This is a genomic window from Mycobacterium sp. ZZG, assembly GCF_054786995.1.
In genome coordinates this window covers 1-20,042 of the sequence record NZ_JBTBFV010000076.1, presented here as the reverse complement: position 1 = coordinate 20,042, position 20,042 = coordinate 1, and the positions used below count along the sequence as shown (strand labels likewise).

Below are 20,042 nucleotides of genomic sequence, written 5' to 3'. Positions count from 1 at the left end.
TTGCACCGGAAGTGCCTTTCTGAACGTGGGCTGATCGAAGTGTGGTAACTCCAATCATCCCAGCTCAAAGGGCACTTTCCTTACATCAACACCCTCCGAACAGGCGATTCATCGGTGGATCGAGGCTAAGCATGTGGAGCCTGCGCCACGCGCAGACCCGGGCCGAACCGCACCTGGCCCGGATCACCGCTCCGGCGTTGGTGATCAACGCCGAACAGGACACCGGCGTCTATCCGTCCGACGCCCAGCGCATCCACGACGCGCTCGGCGGCGCCGACAAGACGATGTGCTCGATCGACACCGATCACTACTTCACGACCCCGGGCGCGCGGTCGGAGAAGGCCGATACCATCGCCAAGTGGATCGCACGCCGCTGGTGAGAGTGCTCGCCCACTTCGTTCCCGGAGATAAGGTCGCGCGATTTCTTGCCCCGCACACTGATTGGCTCGATGTCCGGTTCTGCGCCGAGGACGACGACGCCACCTTCTACCGGGAGCTGCCCGAGGCCGATGTGCTCTGGCACGTGCTGCGGCCGCTGTCGGGCGATGACCTGACCGGGGCGCCGCGGCTGCGGCTGATACACAAGCTCGGCGCAGGAGTCAACACCATCGACGTGGACACCGCCACCGCGCGTGGCGTGGCGGTGGCGAACATGCCCGGCGCGAACGCGCCGTCGGTCGCCGAGGGCACCCTGCTGCTGATGTTGGCCGCGCTGCGCAGACTGCCCGAACTCGACCGCGCCACCCGCGACGGCCGCGGCTGGCCGTCGGATCCGACGCTCGGCGAGACGGTGCGCGACATCGGCGGCTGCACCGTCGGGCTCGTCGGGTACGGCAACATCGCCAGACAGGTCGAGCAGATCCTGGTGGCGATGGGCGCCGAAGTCCTCCACACCAGCACCCGCGACGACGGCAGCCCCGGCTGGTGCGCGCTGCCGGACCTGTTGGCCCACAGCGACATCGTGTCGTTGCATCTGCCGCTCACCCCCGACACTGCCGGCCTGCTCGGCCGCGACGCACTGGCCCGGATGAAGAATGACGCGGTGCTGGTCAACACCTCCCGCGGGCCGATCGTCGACGAGGGGGCGCTGGTCGACGCGCTGCGTGCCGGGAAGCTGGCCGCCGCCGGTCTGGACGTGTTCAGCGTGGAGCCGCTGCCGGCCGACAACCCGCTGCTGAGCCTGCCCAATGTGGTGCTGACCCCGCATGTGACCTGGTACACCGTGGACACCATGCGCCGCTACCTGGACTTCGCCGTGGACAACTGCCAACGATTGCGTGACGGCCGCGACCTCGCCAACGTGGTGAACCAGGTGCCCAGGTAATCTCGACCCAACCAACCGGTTGGGACCAGTCACGACGACGTGAAGAGGTGCAGCAGCAATGCCCATCGCGATCCTTGAAGAGCACAACGACCTGGCCGATTCGGTGCGCGCCTTCGTCGCACGGGTGGCCCCGTCCGAGGTGTTGCACGAAGCCCTCGAGAACCCCGTCCCCCATCCGCCGCCCTATTGGAAGTCCGCCGCCGAGCAGGGTCTGCACGGCGTGCACCTGGCCGAATCGGTCGGCGGGCAGGGCTTCGGGATCCTCGAATTGGCCATCGTCGCCGCGGAATTCGGCTACGGCGCCGTACCGGGACCGTTCGTCCCGTCGGTGATCGCTAGCGCGCTGATCGCCGCGAACGACCCGGACGCCGCGGTGCTGGGCGGCCTCGCCTCCGGGGAGGTGATCGCCGCCTACGCGATCGACTCGGGCCTGACCGCGACGCGGCACGGTGACGGGCTGGTGATCCGCGGCGAGGTGCGCGCGGTGCCCGCCGCGGCGCAGGCGTCATTGCTGGTGCTGCCCGTCGCGATCGAATCCGGCGAGGAGTGGGTGGTGCTCGACGCCGCCACGCTGGAGATCGAGCCGGTGCGCAGCGTCGACCCGCTGCGGCCGGTGGCCCACGTGCGGGCCAACGCCGTGGAGGTCGGCGACGACAGGGTGCTGGCCAACCTGAGCCGCGGGCACGCCCGTGCGCTGATCACGACGCTGCTGTCGGCCGAGGCGATCGGTGTCGCGCGCTGGGCCACCGACACCGCCTCGGGGTATGCGAAGATCCGCGAGCAGTTCGGCCGCCCGATCGGACAGTTCCAGGCCATCAAGCACAAGTGCGCGAACATGATCGCCGAGACAGAGCGGGCCACCGCCGCAGTCTGGGACGCCGCCCGCGCGATCGACGAAATGCACGAAAACCCGGACAGCGCTTATGAATTCGCCGCTGCGGTGGCCGCGACGTTGGCTCCGGTCGCCGCGCAGCACTGCGCCCAGGACTGCATCCAGGTGCACGGCGGCATCGGCTTCACCTGGGAGCACGACACCAACGTGTACTACCGGCGCGCGCTGGTGCTGGCCGCGGCGTTCGGCCGCGCGTCGGACTACCCGCAGCGGGTCGTCGACCTGGCCACCACCAGCGGGATGCGGCCGCTGAACATCGACCTCGACCCCGAGACCGAGAAGCTGCGTGACGAGATCCGTTCGGAAGTGGCTGCGCTGAAGGAGATTCCGCGCGAGGAGCGCAATGCCGCCATCGCCGAGGGCGGCTGGGTGCAGCCGCACCTGCCGGTGCCGTGGGGGCGCGCGGCCACCCCGATCGAGCAGATCATCATCGCCCAGGAGTTCTCGACGGGCCGGGTCAAGCGACCGCAGATGGGGATCGCGGCGTGGATCATCCCGTCGATCGTCGCGTTCGGCACCGACGAGCAGCAGCAGCGGTTCCTGCCGCCGACGTTCCGCGGCGAGATGATCTGGTGCCAGTTGTTCTCCGAGCCCGGCGCCGGATCCGACCTGGCCAGCCTGACCACCAAGGCCACCAGGGTCGACGGCGGCTGGCGCATCACCGGCCAGAAGATCTGGACCACCGGCGCGCAGTACTCCCAGTGGGGCGCGCTGCTGGCCCGGACGGATCCCAACGCGCCGAAGCACAACGGCATCACCTACTTCCTGCTCGACATGAACAGCGAGGGCGTGGAGGTCAAGCCGCTGCGCGAGCTCACCGGCAACGCGATGTTCAACACGGTGTTCATCGACGACGTGTTCGTCCCCGATGAGATGGTGCTCGGCGAGGTGAACCGCGGCTGGGAGGTCAGCCGCAACACGCTGACCAACGAGCGGGTGTCGATCGGCAGCAGCGAGCCGCCGTTCCTGCCCAGCCTGGACAAGTTCGTCGAATTCGTCGGCGAGGGCCAGTTCGACCAGATCGCGCAGAACCACGCCGGTGTGCTGATCGCCGAGGGCCATGCCGCCAAGATCCTGAACATGCGGTCGACACTGTTGACGCTGGCAGGCGGCGATCCGATGCCGGCCGCGGCGATCTCGAAGCTGCTGTCGATGAAAACCGGTCAGGGCTACGCCGAGTTCGCGGTGTCCTCGTTCGGCACGGACGCCGTCATCGGTGATCCCGAGCAGCTCACCGGCCGCTGGGCCGAGTACCTGCTGGCCAGCCGGGCGACCACGATCTACGGCGGCACCTCCGAGGTGCAGCTCAACATCATCGCCGAGCGCCTGCTGGGACTGCCCAGGGATCCGTAGCCCAGTTCGCGTTTCGGGTGAACTTCCGCCGGGCAATCCCATCGCGCGCAGTCCGCGCAAGCAGAATCCTTCGAGATCACAGCGGAAGAGAGACGCTCATGGCACTCGACGACGATGACATGACCACCACGCCGGGAGGCGGCGGAGAAGGCACCGCCGACGGCGGCAGCAACCCCGAGGGCCACGACGGCGGCGCCGACGGCACCGCCGGCGGTGAAGGTCCCGCCGACGGCGGCAGCAACCCCGAAGGGCACGACGGCGGCGCCGACGGCACCGCCTGAGAACCGGCCGTGCTCAGCCGTTGCATCGGCGTCGACGCCGAGGTGTTCGCCGCCGAGTACTGGGGGCGCAAGCCGCTGCTGAGCCCGGCTCACGCGCTGCCCCGCGACTTCTGCGACCTGCTCTGCCCGGACACCGTGGACGAGCTCATCGCAGAGCGCGGGGTACGCGCGCCGTTCATCCGGCTCGCCAAAGAGGGACAGGTCCTGGACAAGGACTCCTACCTCGGCCCCGCCGGCTTCGGCGCGGAGATCGCCGATCAGGTCGACGCGGCGAAGGTGCTGTCCCAGCTGGGGTCGGGCGCGACGGTCGTGCTGCAGGGCCTGCACCGGTTGTGGCCGCCGCTGATCGATTTCGTCGCGCAGGCCGTGGCCGACATCGGGCATCCCGTCCAGGCCAATGCCTACATCACCCCGCCCGACAACCGCGGCTTCGACTTCCACTACGACGTGCACGACGTGTTCGTCCTGCAGGTGTCAGGCCGCAAGCGCTGGATCGTCCACGAACCGGTGCACCGTCACCCGCTGCCGACCCAGCCGTGGACCGACCATCGGGACCGGATCGCCGAACGTGTCACCGGCGATCCGGTACTGGACATCGTGCTCTGCCAAGGAGACTCGTTGTACCTGCCGCGCGGCTGGGTGCACGCCGCGCAGGCGATGGACACCGCGTCGATCCACCTCACGATCGGGGTGTCGGCGACGACGGCTCTGGACGTCGCACGTGCCGTCGTCGACGAACTGGGCCGCTTCGACGAGTTCCGGGCCTCGCTGCCGATCGGCATCGACCCGGCCGACCCGAACGAGATGAGCGCGACCGCGGCCAAGGTGATCGCAGAGGTGGTCGGCCGGCTCCGAGACAACGGCGCCACGCTGAGCACCGCGGCGGCCGAGCGGTTGATCGCCCGGCACGACACCCGCACCCGGCCCGAGGCCGTCCGCCCGCTCGCGATGCTGCGGGCCGCCGACCAGGCCGACACGGTCCGGGTGCGCCGGCGCCGCGGCCTGCTCGCGACGATTCACCGCGGCGTCGACGGCCGCGTGTCGATGCAGCTGACGGACAAGACCATCACGTTTCCCGCGCAGTGCGCGGCCGCGCTGGAGGAGATCCTCACCGGCGGGGTCACCCACGCCGGTGACCTTCCCGGCCTGGACGCCGCGGACGGCGCCGTCCTGCTCCGGCGCCTGCTTCGCGAAGGTGTCGTGGTTCCGACGTGATGTCCGCACAGCGACCGGCGTGCAGCGACGAATCGCTCGCGCGCGACGAACCCATGTACGGGACGGCCTCGGCGGGATCGGTCTGGCTGCTGCTGGAACTGGAAGGAGGCTGGGGTCCGTCGGCCTTCCTGCAGTCACCGGCGGTCATCGACGCCGGCCTGGGGCGGGCCATCGTGCGCCGCGCCGAAGCCGCGGGCATGCGCATCGCGGCGATCCGGCGGCACGGCCGACGCCGGCAGGCTCCGAGGTGGCGGTGGTTCGTGGCCCGATCCGATGTCGGCCGTGAGGCGCTGTTCCACGGCGAGGTCGACGGCCCGGCGGATTATCTCGATCTGGATCTCGAGGGCGCCGACGGCACCGAGACCCAAGGCCCGCTGGTGGCGGTGTGCGCGCACGGCAGGCACGACCAGTGCTGTGCGGTCCGCGGCCGGGCCGCGGCCGCCACGATCGCCGCCGCCTATCCCGAGAACACCTGGGAGTGCTCACATCTGGGCGGCGACCGGTTCGCCGCGACGATGCTCATCCTGCCGGAGGGGCTGTGCTACGGCCGGGTCGACAGCACCGACGGCGCCGAGCTGGTCCGCCTGTATCTTGACGGCAGGCTCGACGACCGGTTCCTGCGGGGTCGGACCTCGCTGCCCGCCGCCGTGCAAGCCGCACAGCATTTCGCCCGGGAAGCCCTCGGCGAGGACCGCATCGACGCCCTGCATCCACTGAGCGTGGAGAGCACCGACGACACGATCCGGGTGGTGCTGGCCGCGGAGACCGGCACGGTCGAGGTGCTGCTGGACGTGGTGATGTCCGAGCCGCTGTTCTCCCAGTGCCGCGCGACCACCGCTGGCCCGGTCCGCACGTTCCGGCTGCGCAAGATCAGCACCTGACCCTTATCGGCTGAGGCGATCGGACGCGCGGCGCACGCATAGCCCCGCAGAACCGGGGAACACCACCGTCATGACCAGTGATCGTGATTTCGCCGAGAAGCGGTTCAACCACCCCGGGGAATACCGGGCCGCGGTGACCTACACGTTCGTGGTCGTCGTGCTGGCGGCGATCGCGTTCGCCGTCTACGCCTTCGGCGACCGCAGTTCCGTTTTCAGTGCGTCCCTGGTGCCGATATTCCTGTTCGCGGGCGGTGTCGGGGCGCTGCTACGCACCTACCGGCAGTGGAAGAGCGGCGTCGGCTGGACCGCGTGGCAGGGCGCCGGCTGGTTCCTGCTGCTGCTGATGCTGGTGACGCTGGCCGTCCCGGGCTCCGCGGCGTTCACCGAGTAGACGGTCGCGGGTCAGGGCAGGATCGCGTCGACATAGCCACCGTCGACACGCAGTGCCCCACCCGTGGTCGCCGACGCCAGCGGGGATGCCAGATAGGTGACCATGTTGGCGATCTCCTCCGGCTCGATCAGCCGCTGGATCAATGACTGCGGCCGGTGTGCCCGCATGAACTCCCGCTGCGCCTGCTCCCACGGCAGCGATCTGTCCACCAGCTGGTAGACGAAATCCTCCACCCCGGCGGTGTGGGTGGGGCCGGCGATGACGGAGTTGACAGTCACGCCGGTGCCGGCGGCTTCCTTGGCGTAACCGCGCGACAGCGCCAGCAGCGCGGTCTTGGACACCCCGTAGTGGATCATCTCGATCGGCGTCACGATGGCCGAATCGCTGGCGATCTGCAGCACGCGGCCCCAGCCGCGGTCGACCATGCCGGGCAGGTAGTGCCGGATGAGCCGTGCCGCGGCGAGCACGTTGACCTCGAAAAAGCTGCGCCACTGCTCGTCGGTGATCTCGCGGGCCGGGACCGCGCCGAAGATGCCGAGGTTGTTGACCAGGATGTCGACGTCCGGCAGTTCGGCGAGGAGATCCCGTGCGCCTGCCTCGGTGGCCACGTCGGCGGCGATCCCGGCGGCGTCACCGCCGATCTCGGCGACGGCCGCGTCGACCCGGTCGCGGCTGCGTCCGTTCACCACGACGCGGGCGCCGGCGGCCGCCAGCCCGTGCGCGATGGCCAAGCCGATGCCCTGCGTCGAGCCGGTGACGAGTGCGGTCCTACCGGTCAAGTCGATGTTCATGCTGAACTACGACGACCGCACGGCGCCGTGTATTCCGCGAGCGTACGGCGGCCCCGGACACGCCCGGCCGGTGTCAGTCGATCTCCATCTCGCGCAGCTCGCGCTTGAGGATCTTGCCGGTGGGATTGCGCGGCAGCTCGTCGAGGAACACCACCTCGCGCGGCACCTTGTAGCGGGCCAGGTTGTCGCGCACGTAGGCCTTGATCGCGTCCTCGTCGATCGTCGCGCCGTCGGCCTTGACCACGAAGCACCGCAGCCGGTGGCCCCACTCCTTGTCCTCGACCCCGATCGCTGTGGCCTCCACCACCTCGGGATGACCGCTGACGAGGTCCTCGATTTCGGCCGGGAACACGTTCTCGCCGCCGGAGACGATCATCTCGTCGTCGCGGCCGCTGACGTAGAGCAGATCGTGCTCGTCGAAATAGCCCACATCGCCGGACGACAGCAGCCCATCGATGATCTGCTTGCCACCGCCGCCGGTGTAGCCCTGGAACGGGAAGAAGTTTCCGACGAAGATCCGGCCCACCTCGCCGCGCGGCACGTCGTTGCCATTGTCGTCGAGGATCCGGACCTTCATGCCCTTGACCACCGGACCGACGGTCGCCGGGTTGATCGAAAGGTGTTGCGGCCCTGCGATCGTCGCGAACGCGACCTCGGTGGAGCCGTACAGGTTGTACACGACCGGGCCGAGTTCCTTGAGCGCCCTGGTGGCCAGTTCGGCGCCTAGTTGCGAGCCGGAGACGAACACGATCCGCAGCGACGACAGGTCCGGTTTCGGGGAGGTCTTGTCGAGCTCGTCGAGCATCCGCGACAGCATCACCGGCACCACGACGATCGCGGTGGCCCGGTGCTTCTCGATGCCGGCCAGCACGGTGGCCGGCTTGAAGCGGCGGCGCAGCACCAGCGTGGTGCCGAGCATCATCGCGATGGTCGCGTGCAGGAAGCCCAGCGCGTGGAACATCGGGGCCGGCAGCGACGTCACCTCCTGCGACTTGAACGGCACCGCCGACAGCACGCCGCCGATCGGGGCCAGCGACGGCGGGGCACTGCGGTTGGCGCCCTTGGGCGTTCCGGTGGTGCCGCTGGTCAGGATGATGATCGACGAGTGCTTGCCGGCCTTCGGCGGCGGGTTGGCGCTGGTGCGCGCGATCAACTCTTCGAGGGTCTCGTCGGTGCTGCCCGAGGGCTCCTGCTTATCGGGGTTCACCCCGAGAGAGCGCACCTTGCCCAGTTCGGGATCGGCGGCGGCGACGGCGGCGGTGTACTCGTCGTCGTAGATGACGAGCTTGGCGCCCTCGCGTTCCGACACCTCTTTGACCTGAGGTCCAGAGAATTCGCTGTTGAGCAGGATGATGCGGGCGCCCACCTTGCCGGCGGCGTACACGGAGACGAGGAACCACCGGTGGTTGCGCGCCAGGATGGCCACCCCGTCGCCGGCCTTGACCCCTTTGGCGAGCAGGCCGTTGGCCACGGCGTTGGCGCTGTCGTCGAGTTCTTTGAACGTCATCTCGCCGAAATCGTCGATGACGGCGGTGCGGGTCGGGTAGCGCCGCGCGTTGAGCGCCGGGATCATGCCGAACTCGCCCCAGCGCCGCATGTCCGCGACGAACGCGGCGATGTCCTGCGGCGGTTCGAGCTTCAGCGCACCAGCCTCGAACATCTTGCGCGCGTAGTGCAGCTCGGCCGATCCCCGTTCGAGATATTTGCCAACGGTCTGCTGGACCTTGGCGGCGGCCTGCAACGGGAGATCGCTGAGCTTGGACATGCGTCAACCTTATGTGACGACGGTCGCACCGCGGTTTGGAACCTACGATGAAGAAATGGCCGCCCGCGAGTCGTTCGAGATCGCCGGGCAACAGGTGCCGATCACCAACCCCGACAAGGTGGTCTTCCCCGATCTCGGGCTGACCAAGGGCGACCTGATGCACTACTACGCCGCGGTGGCCGACGGGGCACTGCGCGGGGTGCGGGACCGCCCGATGATCCTGAAACGTTTCGTCAAGGGCATCACGCAGGAGGCTGTCTTCCAGAAGCGCGCGCCCGAGAAGCGGCCGGACTTCGTCGACGTCGCCGAGCTGAAGTACGCGTCGGGCACGTCGGCCAAGGAGGCGGTGCTGCGCAGCCCAGCCGGCTTGATCTGGGCGGTGAACCTCGGCTGCGTCGACCTGAATCCGCATCCGGTGCGCGCCGACGACCTCGAACACCCCGACGAGTTGCGCGTCGATCTCGACCCGATGCCCGGCGTGGGCTGGCGGCAGATCCTCGACGTCGCGTTTGTCGCGCGGGAGGTGCTGGAGGACCACGGGCTGGTGGCGTGGCCGAAGACGTCGGGTTCGCGCGGCTTCCACATCTATGCGCGCATCCACCGCCGCTGGCCGTTCAAGCTCGTCCGGCTCGCCGCCGAGGCGGTGGCCCGCGAGATCGAACGGCGGGCCCCGGAGTCGGCGACCGCGCGGTGGTGGAAGGAGGAACGCCACGGCGTCTTCGTCGACTTCAACCAGAACGCCAAGGACCGCACCGTCGCGTCGGCGTACTCGGTGCGGGCCACCCCGGACGCGCGGGTGTCCACGCCGCTGTTCTGGGACGAGGTGGCCGGTTGCCGGCCCGAGGAGTTCACCGTGCACACGGTGCCGCGACGGTTCGCCGATCTCGGCGATCCGTGGGAGGGGATGGACGACACCGCCGGAGGGCTGGACGCGCTGCTCGAGCTCGCCGACCGGCTCGGGCCTGCCGAGAAGGCGCCGAAGGGCGCCAGGCAGTCCGACGACGGGCGCCGGGTCTCGGCGATGCCGCTGATCGAGATCGCCCGGACCAAGACCCGCGACGAGGCGATGGCGGCTTTGCAGCAGTGGCGCGAGAAGTACCCCGCGGCGGCGGAGAAGTTACAGCCTGCCGATGTGCTCGTCGACGGGATGCGCGGGCCCAGTTCGATCTGGTACCGGATCCGGATCAACCTGCAGCACGTCGAAGAGGATGTGCGGCCCCCGCAGGAGGAGCTGCTGGCCGACTACAACCCGTGGGCCCACTACACCGGTGCGCAACAACAGCTGCGGCGGTGAAAGTTACCGACGAGTTTGCTGCGCGCCGCCGCCGCAGTCTTACCGAAGTATTAGTAGATACACCCAGCGGCCTTAAATTGCCTCATTAACTTGATCTGTGTAGCGCCGCACCGGCGCGCTGTGTCACCACTGGATCGAGGGAGGCTGCGATGTACGGCAATCCGACGTTTCACTGCGATGGCGCAGGTATTCGAGCCCATTGCCGCCAGTTGGCCACCGTCGTGACGATCTCCGGTCATCTCGACGCGGCCAATGTCGAGCGGGCCAGCGAATACACCGACCGATTCATTCTCGCCGAGAAACCCTTCGTTCTCGACCTCAGTGGCGTGGATTCGTTTACCCGCGAGGCCGTTTCGCTGCTCTACGCGGTCGACGACGTGTGCACCGCCGCCGGCGTGGACTGGATGATGATCGCCAGCCGCGCGGTCGAGCAGACGCTGCGCGAGGCGGGCATCGAGTTCCCCGAGGCGGGTTCGGTCCCCGAGGCGCTGAACCACTTCGCCGACGCGGCCGTCGCACGCCGTCAACTGCTTCCCCTCCTGACCAAGACTGCGTAAGGATCACTGTGTTACTTGATGTTCGGTGGCTCCGCTACCTGCTCCAGCGTCGTCACAGGTCCCACGTCGAGCACCTGGCCCTGACAAGCGCCTGACGCGCACCCGGATCTCCGGGCCCCCGACCGACGAGTTGGTCGTCGGTGGCCGCACACCCTGATTTAGTGTGCAGCTATGGGCACTGATGCCGACCGGGTCGCCGAGATCGCCCACCAGGTGGTCGCCGACCACGATCCCAAGACCGTTCCCGTCCAGCAGTTCCTCGGCGCGTGTTTCGACGCCGGGCTGTCCTGGGTGCATTTCCCCCAAGGTTTCGGCGGGCTCGGGCTGTCCCGGGGTCTGCAGGCCGTCGCCGACCGCATCCTGCAGGGGGCCGGCGGGCCGGTGCCGCTGGGCCTCAACCCGATGGGCTACGGCATGGCGGCCCCCACGGTGCGCGAGCACGCCCAGACCGACGATGTGCGTCGCCGGCTGCTGCGGCCGCTGGCCACCACCGAGGAGATCTGGTGCCAGTTGTTCTCCGAGCCCGGCGCAGGTTCGGATCTGGCGGGGCTGGCCACCTCGGCGGTGCGCGACGGTGACACCTGGGTGGTCAACGGTCAGAAGGTGTGGACCAGCCTCGCCCACCGTGCGAAATGGGGTCTGCTGTTGGCCCGCACCGATCCCGACGTGCCCAAACACGAGGGGTTGACGTACTTCGTCATCGACATGCACGGCGAGGGTGTCCAGACCCGGCCGCTGCGGCAGCTGACCGGGCACGCCGAGTTCAACGAGGTCTATATGACCGATGCCCGGATCCCCGACACCTACCGCCTCGGCGCAGTCGGCGACGGGTGGCGCGTGGCGATGACGACCTTGATGAACGAGCGCAGCGCCCTCGGCGGCAGCGGCAGCCGGCGCGGTGCCGGCACCATCTCCGACGCGGTCGCGCTGTGGGCGTCCCGACCCGACCTGCACACCCCGGTGCTGCGGGACCGGCTGACGAGTTTGTGGTTGCGCGCCGAGGCGCAGCGGTTGACGGCCGAGCGGTCCCGCGCGGCGGCGACCGTCGGCGGCCCCGGACCGGAGGCCTCGATCGGCAAGCTCGTCGGGGCGGAGCTCAACCAGCACATCTACGAGTTCTGCATGGATCTGCTGGGCCCCGAGGGAATCCTGTACGACGGCTACGCCATGCACGACGGGGATCCCGAGGACTACCGCGGCCCGATCCAGCAGCGGTTCCTGCGCAGCCGAGCCAACACCATCGAGGGTGGCACGTCCGAGGTGATGCGCAACATTCTGGCCGAGCGGGTGCTCGGCCTGCCGGGAGACCTCCGCGCGGATGCGGGGATGCCGTGGAAGGAGATCCCGCGTGGCTGATTTGGAGTATGTGTTCAGCGAGGAGCAGGCACAGCTGCGCGCGGCGGTGCGCAAGTTCTGCGCCGACCACATCGGCGAGAGCGCCGTCCGCGCCGCGATGATGGCCGATCCGCCCTACGACGCGAAGGTGTGGGCCCGGTTGGGTGCGGAGCTCGGCGTGCTCGGGCTGTCTGCCCCGGAGTCCGTGGGCGGAGTGGGCGGCACCCTGGTCGACCAGGCGGTGGCGGTCGAAGAGCTCGGCGCCGCGCTGGCCTGCGGCCCCTTGTTCGGCACCGTCTATCTGGCCATTCCCGCGCTGGTCGCCGCCTCGGAGTCCGGGGACCTGCTCGGCGACCTGATCGAGGGCACCCGCACCGCGGCGTTCGCCGTCCCCGACGACGCCGCCGCCTTCGACCCCGCAACCGTAACCGTCCATGCGGTCGGCACCGGTGCGGGCTGGACCCTCACCGGCACCGTCGAGCGGGTGGTCGACGCCGGTACCGCCGGCCTGCTGCTGGTGGCCGCGATCGGGCCGGACGGACCTGGCCTCTACGCCGTCGACGCCGATGACATTGGTGTGCAACGCATTCCGCTGACCACCCTCGACCTGACACGGCGCCAGGCGACGGTCGGGCTGTTCGACGCCCCGGCCCGGCTGGTCGCGGGTCCGGCCGAGGCGGTGCGGGTGATCAACCATGCGCTGACCGTGGGTGCGGCGCTGCTGGCGGTCGAACAGGTCGGCGCCGCACAGCATCTGCTGAATCTGACCGTCGACTACGCGAAGAACCGGTTGCAGTTCGGCAGGCCGATCGGGTCGTTCCAGGCGGTCAAGCACCGTCTCGCCGACGACCTGGTCGCGATCGAGCATGCCCGCTCCACGGCGTACCACGCGGTGTGGTCGCTGGCGCACGAGGCCGAGGTTCCCGACGATCCGGCGCTGGCGGTCAGCATCGCGCAGGCGAGCAGCACGGCGGCGCTGGTTCAAGTTGCGACCGACACCATCCAGGTACACGGTGGTATCGGTTTCACCTGGGAGCACCAGGCGCACCTGTACTACAAGCGGGCCTACACCGACGCCGCCCTGCTGGGCAGCGCCGAGCAACACCGGGCCAGGATCGCCGAGCTGGTGCTCGACGCCGCGCCCGACAAGTCCGCGCCGCGCGTCGCCACCGGCATGCCGAGTTGAGAGGAAGCGAAGTGACACAGAGGATTTCGCGCTATCTGGGGGCGGCGGCGGCCGCCGCCGCGGTGGCGGCGCCATTCGCGGCGTCCGCTTCCTCAGCCCCGGCGACCTCGACCGCGCAGTGCCCGCCCGGACAGACGGGCGTGATCTACGGCTGTGCGCCGTTCTGTGTGGAGGGCAAGTTCCTCGACACCCAGACGGGGCTCTGCATGCCGATCGCGGCGCCGCCTCCTGCCCCCGCGCCGCGGTTCTAGGATCCGCCCGTGAACGCAGTGGACCGATTCTTCGAGATCACGGCCCGCCAGTCCAACGTGGCCACCGAGATCCGCGGTGGTCTCGTCACGTTCATCGCGATGGCCTACATCATCGTGCTGAACCCGATCATCCTGTCGGGATCGGCGGACGTCGACGGCAACCGGCTGGACTTCGCGCAGGTGTCGGCGACGACGTCGCTGGCCGCCGGCGTGATGACGATCCTGTTCGGGCTGATCGCGCGGCTGCCGTTCGCGCTGGCCGCCGGGCTGGGCATCAACTCGTTCCTTGCCACCACCGTGGTCGGGTCATTGACGTGGGCCGAGGCGATGGGCCTGGTCGTGATCAACGGCCTGATCATCGTGCTGCTGGCGGTGACCGGGCTGCGGCGTCTGGTGTTCGACGCGGTGCCGATGCAGCTCAAGCTCGCGATCACCGCGGGCATCGGGTTGTTCATCCTGTTCATCGGGGTGGTCGACGCCGGGTTCATCTCCTCAACGGGCGCGCCGTCGCCGCCGGTGGGGCTGGGCAGCGGCGGTGAGGGCTCGATCAGCACGATCCCGACGTTGATCTTCGTGTTCACGCTGCTGCTGACCGGGGTCCTGGTGGCCAGGAAGGTGCGCGGCGGCATCCTGATCGGGCTGGTGGCCGGCACCGTGATCGCGGTCGTGGTGGAGGCGATCTGGCATCTCGGGTCGGCGGTCGACAAGCCCGGCGGCTGGAGCCTGTCGGTGCCCACGCTGTCGGGATCGCCGTTCTCGCTTCCGGATCTGTCGCTGGTCGGCGAGTTCAGCCTGAACAGCTTCAGCCGCATCGGCATCCTCGCGGCCGTGATGCTGGTGTTCACCCTTGTCTTCGCGAACTTCTTCGACGCGATGGGCACGATGACCGGTCTGTCGCGCGAGGCCGGACTGTCCGACGACAAGGGCACGTTCCCGCGCCTGCGCGCCGCCCTGGTGGTCGAGGGCGCCGGGGCGGTCGTCGGCGGTGCGACGTCGTCGTCGTCGAACACGGTGTTCATCGAATCCGGCGCCGGCATCGAAGAGGGCGCCCGCACCGGCCTGGCCAACGTGGTCACCGGTGTGCTGTTCCTGGCGTCGATGTTCATCTCGCCGCTGGCCTCGATCGTGCCGACCGAGGTGGCCGCGGCCGCCCTGGTGGTGGTCGGGGCGATGATGGTGTCGCATCTGCGCCACATCGATCTGTCCGAGTTCTCGGTGGCGCTGCCCGTCGTGCTGACCGTCGCGGTGATGCCCTTCAGTTACTCGATCGCCAACGGCATCGGCGTCGGCTTCATCAGCTGGGTGGTGATGCGCGCCGCCGCAGGCAAGGCCCGTGAGGTCAGCCCGCTGCTGTGGGTGGTGGCAGCCGGTTTCGCGGTGTACTTCGCCCGTACACCGCTGGAATCGCTGATCGGCTAGCGGCTGCCTTCGCCGAAATCGCATTCCACGCGGCACTTTCGCGCTAGCGCCCGCGTGGAATGCGATTTCGGCGTCGTTGGGGTCAGCGGGACTCGGCGCGCTCGGCGGCCACGCCCAGCACCACCGCGCGGATCTGCCGTGCGATGTCGTCCCGGCTCAGGCTTTCGGATGAATCGTTGGCGAAGGCGAACACCAGCCCGCCCAGGTAGGTGAGCACCACCGAGGCCTGCTCGTCGAGCAGGGCGCGGTCCAGTGCGGCGCCCTCGTCGTTCTGCATCGCGATGACCAGCCGCTCCACCAGCCCGCGATAGCTCTCGGAGACCTGCTGGAATCCAGCGGCGAGGTCGGCGTCGCCCCGCGCCAACATGGTCAGCTCCAACCGGGCGCGCGTGCGCGACATCTGCGGCTCGCTGCGGATGCGCAGCACCTGCTCGGCGAGCAGCGTCAACACCACCTCACCGGCACTGTTGGGGGCGTCCTTGAAGGACTCGGTGAACGCCTCGGCGTCGTAGCGGACCAGTTGTTCGGCGACACCGTGCAGCAGTGCCGCGCGGGTGCGGTAGTAGAACGATGTCGTCCCGTCGGCCACCCCGGCGCGGCGGTCGACCTTCAGGTGGCTCAGCCCGCGTGGGCCTTCTTCGGCCAGCAAAGCGATCGCAGCGTCACACAACAGATGACGCCGCTCAGCGGCATTGTGCTTACGACGGGTGTCAACTCCGGTGATCTTACGGGCAATCGCGCCTCACCCCGGAACACTGCCGCCGCAATCGCGATCCCGGCGAACCCGCGGCAGCCGTGGTGCACGCCGCCGCTGCGATCCCCAGCACCGCCACCAGCGCCGCGACCGCGAGCCAACCGTGGGCGGACCAGGCCGCTCCGCCCCACCATCCGAACAGGCTCGACCCGACGTAGTAGCCGATCGTGTACAGCGCGGTGGCCTGCGCGCGGCCCGTCGCTGCCCGGGCCGCGACCAGGCTGGACGCGACCGCGTGCCCGACGAAGAACCCGGCGGTCAGCAGCGCGACCCCGGCCACGACCAGCGGCAACGGGCTCGCCACGGTGACAGCCGCCCCGGCCGCAACCATCACCGCGGCGACGCCGAGCACTCTGGACCGGCCGTACCGGGCGCCGAGTCGGCCGGTGGCGCGCGACCCGGCGGTGCCGCCGAGGTAGGTCAGGAAGATCAGCGAGATGGCCGCCGGTTCCAGCCCGTAGGGGGCGTCGGCCAGCCGGAAGGGCAGGTAGTTGAACACCGTCATCACCGCGCCGGACAGCAGCATCCCGACGAGCACGACCGGCCAGATGGTGCGGTCGCGCAGGTGGGTGCCCAGCACCTGGATGGAGCCGGTGTCGCGACGGCGCCCCGCGGTGGCAGGTATCGCCCTGATCATCGCGAGCATCAGCACCGCGACCCCTACACCGAGCACGAGAAGTCCTGAGCGCCAACCCCATTGGCCGGCGGCGGGGACGGCGAACAGCCGACCCGTCAATCCCCCGATCGACGTCGCGGCGACGTAGCTGCCCGCGAACGTCGCGGCCCGGTCGCCGCAGACGATGTCGTGCGAGAGGGTCATCGCGAGTGCCGGGATGCCGCCGAGAGCCAGTCCGTGGACGAAGCGGCCGACGAGCAATGTCTCGAACGTGGGCAGGAACGGCACGACGACCGCGCACGGCGCGGCCGCGGCGGCGGCGGTGCGCATCGCCGCGCGCAGGTCCCACCGATCGGCCAGCCACGCCCACGGCAGCACCGACATCGCAAGCCCCAATGTCGTCACCGAGATCAGCAGTGCCGCCTGCGACGGGGCCGCCGCCACGTCCGCGGCGATCTGGGGAAGCAGGCCCTGGGGCGCGTACATCGCCGCGAAAGCGGCCACCCCCGCACACCACAGCGTCACGGCGAGCCGGCGCTCGGCGGACACGGCGGGCGATGCGGGCCAGGGAAGCACCCGACCATTGCACTCCGCATCATTTATCGTGTGAAGGTCTGATTTCATGTTGCAGTTATAGGGACGCCATATCAATGATCGAAGTGCGCGAGGCCCGGTATTTCATCGCGGTGGCCGAGGAGCTGAACTTCGGCAGGGCCGCGGAGCGCCTGCAGATGTCCCAGCCGCCGCTGTCGGCGGCGGTGAAGGCCCTCGAGAAGCGACTCGGGGTGCTGTTGCTGAACCGGACCACGCGCCACGTCGTGCTGACCCCGGCGGGAACGGTCTTCCTGGACCGGTGCCGCCGGATCGTGGCCGCCGCGCAGGACGCCGGATCCGCCGCCCGTCTGGCCGCCGAGGGGCAGCTGGGCGAACTCCGGATCGGCGCTGTGACAACCTCTTTCACTCGCGTTCTGCCGACCGCGCTGGCGACCCATGCCCGGTCCCACCCGAACGTCAAGGTGCGGGTCCGCGAGGTCGACACCCACCTGGGCTCAGAGCTGCTGCAGCGCAGGGAGATCGACATCGCGGTCGTCCGGCATGGCCCGGCGCGGCCGTGGCTGCACCACATCACGTTGACCAGAGAACCGTTCGCGCTCGCGGCGCCGGCCGACTGGACACTGCCGCCCGGGCTGCGGGCAGACCTCGCCAAGGCAGCCGAACTGCCCTGGGTGTGGATCCCCCGGTCGGTGACGCCGGACTACCACGACCAGGTCGCGGCGTGCTGTCGTGGCGCCGGGTTCTCCCCCACCGCAGAACACTTCGCCCAGTCGATCAGCAGTCAGCTGGCCATGGTGGCTGCTGGTCTGGGGGTGGCCCTGGTCCCGGAGAGCTCGGCCCAGACCCAGCCGGGCATCACCGTGGTGCGGGTTCGCTCGCCGTTGCGGATCGCGATGAGCGCGCTGTACCGGACCGACGCCGATCTGCTGGTCGACCAGTTCGTCGACGCGCTGACCGCCGCCGCCCGCTGACGTCCCTCATGCGCCGAAATCGCATTCCACGCGGCGTTTTTCGCGTTTCGGCCGCGTGGAATGCGATTTCGGCGGGTCGTTGGTCAGCGGTACTTGTCGACGTAGTCGGTCATGGTCGCCAGCTGGTAGCGGGACACGTCGCGGGCCTGCTCGTCTTCACCGAACACGCTGGAGACCATCACGGTGTCGTCGCGGTGGTAGAAGCCGAGTTTGCCTAAGCCGCCGAAGAACTCATCCCAGTCGACGTCGCCGTCACCGATCTTGAGGTGCTGGTGCACCCGCACCGGATTGCCCGGCGGATTGGTGATGTAGCGCAGTCCGTGCGACCGGTGATGGTCCATCGAGTCCGCGACGTGCACCAGGCGCAGCTTGTCCCCCGCCGCGGCCATGATCTCGGCCATGTTGCCCCCCATGTGGAAAGCGTGGCAGGCGACGAAAACGAACCCGATGTTCGGGGAGTTCACCCCGCGGATGATGCGCAGCGCCTCCAGTCCGTCCTCGACGAAGTCATCGGGGTGCGGGTCGATCCGCACGTCGATGCCTTCGCGCTCGAAGATCGGGAGCAGCTCCTCCATCGACCGGAAGAACGCCCGCTCGGACTCCTCGGCCTTCTCCGGGCGGCCGGAGAACTCGGTGTTGATCACGTTGACGCCGAGGTCGACGGTGATCTGTACGACCCGTTTCCAGTTGCGCACCGCGGCTTCGCGGGCGTCCTCGTCCGGGCCGGACCAGCGCAGCACCGGCAGCACCGACGCGATGCCCACCCCGGCATCCGCGCACGCCTTGCGGAAGCTCGCCACCAGGTCGTCGTCGGCGCGCGGGTGGTTGTAGAACGGGATGAAGTCCCGGTGCGGCGTCAGCTGCAGATACTCGTAGCCCAGGTCCGCGACGAGCTTGGGGAACTCCAACAGCGAGTAGTCGTGGTGGAAGGGCGTCGGATCGAGTGCGATCTTCATGCGTCAGGCTCCCGGAATCGAGGCGCGGTCGGCCATGCTGACCGCGACGGGTTGTCCGGACTGCAGGGCCTGCACGCCCGCTTCGCACACCGCCGTGGCGGCGTAGCCGTCCCAGGCCGTCGGCCCATCGGTAAAGTCACCGGTTTCGCCCCCTCTGTGAACCGCGTCGACCCACCGTTGGATCTCGGTGTCATAGGCGCGGCCGAACCGCTCCTTGAAGCTGGGCGTGATGGTGCCGCCCCAGGTGCCCGGCGCACTCTTGAGCACCAACCCGACGTCCAGACCGATCGTCGCGCTGCCCTTTTCGGCGACGACCTCGGTGCGCACCTCGTAGGCCACGCCCGTGGTGACGAAGAGTTCGACGTCCACGTGCCTGCCGCTCGCGGTCCGCATGATCGCGATCTGAGGATCGAACAAGCCCTGCCGCGCCAACGAATTCGGGGTCGGTTTAATGATCTGGATCGAGGTGATCTCCTCGTCGAACAGGAAGCGCGTCACGTCGACCTCGTGGACCAGTGAATCGCGAACCGTCATCGCCGAGTCGAAGTGGTCCGGCACCGCCGGGTTGCGGTGCACGCAGTGCATCACCAGGGGCTCGCCGAGCTCGCCACCGTCGATCAGCGCCTTGAGCTGCGCGTACTCGTCGTCGAAGCGGCGCATGAAGCCGACCTGGATCAGCCGCACCCCCAGCTCGGCCTCCCGCCGGACCACCTCGAGCGAGGTCTCGACGTCGGTGGTCAGCGGCTTCTCGCACAGCACCGGCTTGCGGTGCTCCAGGCAGGCCAGCAGCTGCTTTTCGTGCGTCGGGCCCGGCGTCGCCAACAGCACGGCGTCGACGTCCGGATCCGCGATCGCGTCCAGCGGGTCGGCGATCGCCCGGCAGCCGGGAATGCTCGCGGCCAGCTGCTCGGCCTTCTCGGTGACGTAGTCGTTGACGACGGCGACGCGGGCGCCGGAGATACGGGAGGCCAGGCGCGCGACGTGATCTGCGCCCATCAGGCCCACACCTAGTACTGCTATGCGGATTTCGGACATGCTCGTGACCCTTACTTGAATGTGACGGACGGGATGCCGCACGACCCGAGGTAGTTGCGGGTGCGCTTGGCGATGGGCAGCGGGGCGTCGGCGGGGCAGGGATACATGTCCTGCTCGACGATCGCGAACACGTCGATGCCGAGTTTCTCGACCTCGGCGAGAAGCGGTGGCATGTCCGGGATCCCCAGCGGCGGTTCGGTCATCGCGCCGAGCTTGACCG

19 protein-coding genes and 2 pseudogenes are annotated in these 20,042 nt (G+C 69.1%); 14 read left to right on the top strand and 7 right to left on the bottom strand.

Translation table 11 applies throughout. From position 1 onward, the window contains the following. Positions 1–125: 125 nt before the first annotated feature. The 7 genes and pseudogenes from ACXMYJ_RS26105 to ACXMYJ_RS26075 all read left to right on the top strand — a co-directional run. A pseudogene (locus tag ACXMYJ_RS26105) lies at positions 126–380 on the top strand (alpha/beta hydrolase); the annotation flags it as partial. Beyond that, positions 377–1,324 (top strand): 2-hydroxyacid dehydrogenase, encoded by a 948-nt coding sequence (locus ACXMYJ_RS26100; protein WP_460359266.1) that lies wholly within the window; start codon positions 377–379, stop codon positions 1,322–1,324. The pseudogene ACXMYJ_RS26105 and the gene ACXMYJ_RS26100, both read left to right, overlap by 4 nt. A 58-nt stretch (positions 1,325–1,382) precedes the next feature. Continuing rightward, positions 1,383–3,569, top strand: a complete 2,187-nt coding sequence (locus tag ACXMYJ_RS26095) for an acyl-CoA dehydrogenase (protein WP_460359265.1) — start codon at positions 1,383–1,385, stop codon at positions 3,567–3,569. 98 nt (positions 3,570–3,667) lie between these two features. Further along, positions 3,668–3,850 carry a hypothetical protein gene (locus ACXMYJ_RS26090; RefSeq protein ID WP_260756511.1) on the top strand — a complete coding sequence of 61 codons (183 nt, stop codon included), beginning with the start codon at positions 3,668–3,670 and terminating at the stop codon, positions 3,848–3,850. A 9-nt stretch (positions 3,851–3,859) separates the two neighbouring features. Further along, positions 3,860–5,065 (top strand): cupin domain-containing protein, encoded by a 1,206-nt coding sequence (locus ACXMYJ_RS26085; protein ID WP_460359264.1) that lies wholly within the window; start codon positions 3,860–3,862, stop codon positions 5,063–5,065. Further along, a complete protein-coding gene (locus ACXMYJ_RS26080; RefSeq protein WP_460359263.1) occupies positions 5,065–5,946 on the top strand; it encodes a sucrase ferredoxin in 882 nt (293 codons plus the stop codon). Before ACXMYJ_RS26085 ends, ACXMYJ_RS26080 begins: the two co-directional genes overlap by 1 nt. 70 nt (positions 5,947–6,016) lie before the next feature. Next, a complete protein-coding gene (locus ACXMYJ_RS26075; protein WP_260756508.1) occupies positions 6,017–6,337 on the top strand; it encodes a hypothetical protein in 321 nt (106 codons plus the stop codon). A gap of 11 nt (positions 6,338–6,348) precedes the next feature. On the opposite strand, the gene ACXMYJ_RS26070 is transcribed toward ACXMYJ_RS26075, so the two are convergent. Further along, positions 6,349–7,128 carry an SDR family NAD(P)-dependent oxidoreductase gene (locus tag ACXMYJ_RS26070; RefSeq protein ID WP_460359262.1) on the bottom strand — a complete coding sequence of 260 codons (780 nt, stop codon included), beginning with the start codon at positions 7,126–7,128 and terminating at the stop codon, positions 6,349–6,351. A gap of 73 nt (positions 7,129–7,201) precedes the next feature. Next, positions 7,202–8,893: a long-chain-fatty-acid--CoA ligase FadD2 gene (fadD2, locus tag ACXMYJ_RS26065; RefSeq protein ID WP_460359261.1), complete on the bottom strand. Its 1,692-nt coding sequence runs from the start codon at positions 8,891–8,893 to the stop codon at positions 7,202–7,204. A gap of 55 nt (positions 8,894–8,948) precedes the next feature. Here fadD2 and ACXMYJ_RS26060 point away from each other — a divergent pair, with 55 nt between their 5' ends. From ACXMYJ_RS26060 to ACXMYJ_RS26035, 6 genes are all read left to right on the top strand, one after another. Then, positions 8,949–10,187 (top strand): DNA polymerase domain-containing protein, encoded by a 1,239-nt coding sequence (locus ACXMYJ_RS26060; protein ID WP_460359260.1) that lies wholly within the window; start codon positions 8,949–8,951, stop codon positions 10,185–10,187. Positions 10,188–10,336: 149 nt separating this feature from the next. Then, entirely contained in the window at positions 10,337–10,744 is a 408-nt protein-coding gene (locus tag ACXMYJ_RS26055; protein WP_460359259.1) for an STAS domain-containing protein, read from the top strand. A 171-nt stretch (positions 10,745–10,915) separates the two neighbouring features. Continuing rightward, entirely contained in the window at positions 10,916–12,100 is a 1,185-nt protein-coding gene (locus ACXMYJ_RS26050) for an acyl-CoA dehydrogenase family protein (protein WP_460359258.1), read from the top strand. Continuing rightward, positions 12,093–13,265, top strand: a complete 1,173-nt coding sequence (locus ACXMYJ_RS26045; protein ID WP_460359257.1) for an acyl-CoA dehydrogenase family protein — start codon at positions 12,093–12,095, stop codon at positions 13,263–13,265. The genes ACXMYJ_RS26050 and ACXMYJ_RS26045 overlap by 8 nt, the downstream gene beginning before the upstream one ends. Positions 13,266–13,276: 11 nt before the next feature. Then, entirely contained in the window at positions 13,277–13,516 is a 240-nt protein-coding gene (locus ACXMYJ_RS26040; protein ID WP_260756499.1) for a hypothetical protein, read from the top strand. A 9-nt stretch (positions 13,517–13,525) separates the two neighbouring features. Continuing rightward, positions 13,526–14,935 carry an NCS2 family permease gene (locus ACXMYJ_RS26035; protein WP_260756498.1) on the top strand — a complete coding sequence of 470 codons (1,410 nt, stop codon included), beginning with the start codon at positions 13,526–13,528 and terminating at the stop codon, positions 14,933–14,935. A gap of 82 nt (positions 14,936–15,017) precedes the next feature. Here ACXMYJ_RS26035 and ACXMYJ_RS26030 read toward each other — a convergent pair whose 3' ends face one another. Both ACXMYJ_RS26030 and ACXMYJ_RS26025 read right to left on the bottom strand, forming a co-directional pair. Then, positions 15,018–15,605 carry a TetR/AcrR family transcriptional regulator gene (locus ACXMYJ_RS26030; RefSeq protein ID WP_260756496.1) on the bottom strand — a complete coding sequence of 196 codons (588 nt, stop codon included), beginning with the start codon at positions 15,603–15,605 and terminating at the stop codon, positions 15,018–15,020. Between the two features lie 55 nt (positions 15,606–15,660). Further along, positions 15,661–16,854, bottom strand: a complete 1,194-nt coding sequence (locus ACXMYJ_RS26025) for an MFS transporter (RefSeq protein ID WP_460359256.1) — start codon at positions 16,852–16,854, stop codon at positions 15,661–15,663. 101 nt (positions 16,855–16,955) lie between these two features. Between ACXMYJ_RS26025 and ACXMYJ_RS26020 the strand changes: the two genes are divergently transcribed. Next, positions 16,956–17,831, top strand: a complete 876-nt coding sequence (locus ACXMYJ_RS26020; RefSeq protein ID WP_260756493.1) for a LysR substrate-binding domain-containing protein — start codon at positions 16,956–16,958, stop codon at positions 17,829–17,831. A gap of 83 nt (positions 17,832–17,914) precedes the next feature. Here the strand turns inward: ACXMYJ_RS26020 and ACXMYJ_RS26015 are convergent, their stop codons facing one another. The 3 genes and pseudogenes from ACXMYJ_RS26015 to ACXMYJ_RS26005 form a co-directional block, all read right to left on the bottom strand. Then, positions 17,915–18,787, bottom strand: coding sequence for a sugar phosphate isomerase/epimerase family protein (locus tag ACXMYJ_RS26015; RefSeq protein ID WP_460359255.1), 873 nt, complete (start codon positions 18,785–18,787; stop codon positions 17,915–17,917). A gap of 3 nt (positions 18,788–18,790) precedes the next feature. Further along, on the bottom strand, positions 18,791–19,822 hold the full coding sequence (locus tag ACXMYJ_RS26010) for a Gfo/Idh/MocA family protein (RefSeq protein ID WP_260756490.1): 1,032 nt from the start codon (positions 19,820–19,822) through the stop codon (positions 18,791–18,793). A gap of 11 nt (positions 19,823–19,833) precedes the next feature. Next, positions 19,834–20,042 (bottom strand): annotated as a pseudogene (locus tag ACXMYJ_RS26005) (2-keto-myo-inositol dehydratase); the annotation flags it as partial.